General features: G+C 34.9%; 5 protein-coding genes. 3 read left to right on the top strand and 2 right to left on the bottom strand.

From position 1 onward, the window contains the following. Positions 1–381 precede the first annotated feature (381 nt). Complete coding sequence (locus tag OZD64_RS00310; RefSeq protein ID WP_010962879.1) at positions 382–519, bottom strand: hypothetical protein; 138 nt, start codon at positions 517–519, stop codon at positions 382–384. Positions 520–655: 136 nt separating this feature from the next. Between OZD64_RS00310 and OZD64_RS00305 the strand changes: the two genes are divergently transcribed. The 3 genes from OZD64_RS00305 to OZD64_RS00295 are packed head-to-tail and all read left to right on the top strand — an operon-like array spanning position 656 to position 2,419. Continuing rightward, positions 656–1,015 (top strand): ferredoxin family 2Fe-2S iron-sulfur cluster binding protein, encoded by a 360-nt coding sequence (locus OZD64_RS00305; RefSeq protein WP_274999102.1) that lies wholly within the window; start codon positions 656–658, stop codon positions 1,013–1,015. A 2-nt stretch (positions 1,016–1,017) separates the two neighbouring features. Then, positions 1,018–2,058, top strand: coding sequence for a hypothetical protein (locus OZD64_RS00300; protein ID WP_010962877.1), 1,041 nt, complete (start codon positions 1,018–1,020; stop codon positions 2,056–2,058). Continuing rightward, the gene (locus tag OZD64_RS00295) at positions 2,042–2,419 is read left to right on the top strand and encodes a cytochrome c-type biogenesis protein (protein WP_010962876.1); all 378 of its coding nucleotides are present in this window, start codon (positions 2,042–2,044) and stop codon (positions 2,417–2,419) included. The genes OZD64_RS00300 and OZD64_RS00295 overlap by 17 nt, the downstream gene beginning before the upstream one ends. Positions 2,420–2,763: 344 nt before the next feature. Here the strand turns inward: OZD64_RS00295 and OZD64_RS00290 are convergent. Continuing rightward, positions 2,764–2,991 (bottom strand): transposase (locus OZD64_RS00290; protein WP_274999101.1); only part of this gene is annotated, 228 nt, incomplete at its 5' end.

Here is a 2,991-nt window from a genome sequence, read left to right as displayed (position 1 = left end):
AGACTAGCTAACTCGGGGATTCTTTGTCTTTTTTTCTGCTTGGTAAATTTCTTAAACATTTGCAGCGTAGGTTAGTTGCAATTAAAAGCAACTGAATTTCGCTTGTCAAGCGTTTAAAACATAAAAAACGCCAATATTTTAAAGCAGATAATAACCACGGGGCTTCTTTTGCCTTTTTTTTCGCTTAGTAAATTTCTTAACGTTTGTAGCTAAACAACAACCGTCATCCCGCTACTTGTTAGCGGGATCTCTTGTTAGCGGCTGAGATACCGCGAATGAATCGCGGTATGACGGTTCGTGGCGGTATAGCAGTTCGTCATCCCGCTACGTGTTAGCGGGATCTAGAGATACCGCGGCGGTATGACGTAGAGCTCGCGTTAGCTATACTTTTATGCTTACTAACTTAATAAAATTCCTGGATCCCAGTGTCTGGGCACTGGGATGACAAGAAGAAGGCACTAGGATGACAAGAAGAGGGCACTGCCGTCTTGGATGGAAACCAGTGTCAGCTACTTGCATAACACCCTTTTTTCTGGAAACCAGTGTCGGCTACTTGGATAACAAAAAATAGGCACTGGAATTGTAAAGAGTTTGCAAATATTAGTTATTACCTGTAGGATATAGAGAAATTAGTAAGGATTTTAATAGGAATAATATGCCATCTGTTACTTTTATTTTACCTGATAGGAGTAAGAAAAGCTATGAAGCTGCAGAGGGAGAAACTCTGCTCAATTTAGCCCACAGAAGTGATCCAGATCTGCTTGAAGGTGCATGTGAAGGTTCTCTTGCTTGCTCTACATGCCATGTAATTGTTGATCCAAAGTTTTATAATGCTGTAGAAATACATAACCCTATATCTGATGAGGAAAATGATATGTTAGACCTAGCTTTCGGCTTAACAGAGACATCAAGACTTGGGTGCCAAATAAAAATCACAAAAGATATCGACGGCTTGTGTGTAACCATACCAAGGGGTACAAGAAATATATCATTGGATAAACAGGGGAGTGATTAGCTATGCGTAAGATTTTTATCTATATTATCATCTCTTTACTTTTGTTTATTCCTGTAGCGTATAGTGGTTTTTGGTATTTTTCTGCATGTAAGGTAAAAAATCTTTTAGCTGAAACAATACTATACATTAACGACGAAAAATTTGATATTTCACATGATTTTAGTGGATTTCCTTCTAACCTAATTTTTCGTGTGACAAACCCAAAATTTTCCAATGAGCAATTAACCATCTCATCTGATGCTTTATTGATAAAAAATAGATTGTTTGATAAATCAGTATATATCTACATACCAAGCAATGAAGTCAATATTGCTGTTCATGGTGATGAGAAAAAGAATATAAAATGCCACACAAACGATAGCAGCCACTTTGTTGTTAGACTAAACGATTTACCATCTTCATTGCGATTCAACAAAAATAGTACCGTGATAGACTATATAGATACACTTCGTTACGAAGATTATGGATTAAAATGTGATGTTTTAGAAAATCAGCAAAGTGTTATAACTGAAGTGAATGATAAAAGCAATTACATTCAATTTCACCTCGATAAAGAACTGAGTGGAAATGCTAAGCTAGGATTTGATTTGTATACTTATCGGTATAAAAATACTGCAAGTCCTGAAAGTTACCTTAGTATCGACATTAAATTTGATTATGAATTTGTAAACGACATCTCGGCTTCCAGAATTAATTTCAATATAGAGAAATTTTTGATTCAAAGTAATAATTTTTCTTTTGCTGCAGATGGTGGGGTAAACAATTACAACTTAGTTACATATTCATTTAAAGACAAAATCAACGTGGCTATATCAAATTATAAAGAATTAATCTCGTTTATGATTGGTGACTCAAAAACTTCAGATGCGTTCGAAAAATTAGTACCTTCCTTATCAGAAAAAACAACTGATAATGGCATTCAATTTTCAATAAAGTACGATGATGATGTAGGGTCAAGCTTTATTGGAAAGTTATCCATCACTGATTTTATGAACCAACTCAGTAAAATAATCCAATTAACCAAGAATGAGAATAGTAATTAGCTTACTTTTCATATTGATATTCCACTCAGGCGTAAACGCTTTTACTCTGGATAATAAACTCAGAGATAAAAGCATGGAAAAACGAGCAACCAGTTTATTTGAAATAATAAGGTGTCCAATATGTTCTGGCGAATCATTGTCTGAATCTGGATCTCAGATCGCGTATGATATGCGAGAAGCAATTCGTAAAAAAATCAATGATGGATACACTGATGAAGAGATAATCTCAGAGTTAAAAAATTCTTACGGCAATTCAATTATAATCGTACCACCTAGCACTTACATTTTGTGGTTTATTCCACTTACAACTCTGCTTATTGGGTGTTTTTTAATACAAAGATACATCAATACAACCACTTAAACCTTTTATATATAGCTAAAGTGACTTAGGTTCTCTAATTGCACATAAGTCAACAATAATTTTCACACAAATCAAAACAGCATATCTTCTCCATAATCCTTGGTAATTTTACATAAGTGAAAAGTAGCATATGGTTCTCTCCGCGGTCTGAGATGACAATAAACTTGTCAAGCCGCATTATACTTGTTAGGCGGAAGTGGACGGTAACATGTTTACCACGAAGTCTAACTAAGTTCTTGCTTGTCCCTTCCATCGGCATTGCTATCTTTATTTTCAATAAAATTATTGTCCTATGCTCTTTTGATGTTTATTGATAATAAAATTCTGTTTTATCAACCAACATCCTATGCATAATTACAGCTAATTTTCTTGCTACTGCTACAATTGCTTTTTTCATTCCTTTTTTCTTCGCAACTCCAGTTTTTTAATTTAAATGTCCTCTTGGTAACTGTAAGCATTGTTTGTGCAGCTGCATATAACATACTTCTACATTCCGCTGGTCCCATCTTTGATATGCTGCCATGCCGATCAACTTTTCCAGAAGAATATTGCCTTGGTGTCAACCCTATATA

Origin of the sequence: Wolbachia endosymbiont of Drosophila tristis, assembly GCF_028981745.1 — a bacterium.
Taxonomy (GTDB): domain Bacteria; phylum Pseudomonadota; class Alphaproteobacteria; order Rickettsiales; family Anaplasmataceae; genus Wolbachia; species Wolbachia pipientis.
The sequence above is the reverse complement of the archived record's forward strand: the minus strand, read 5'-3'. Positions and strand labels throughout refer to the sequence as shown.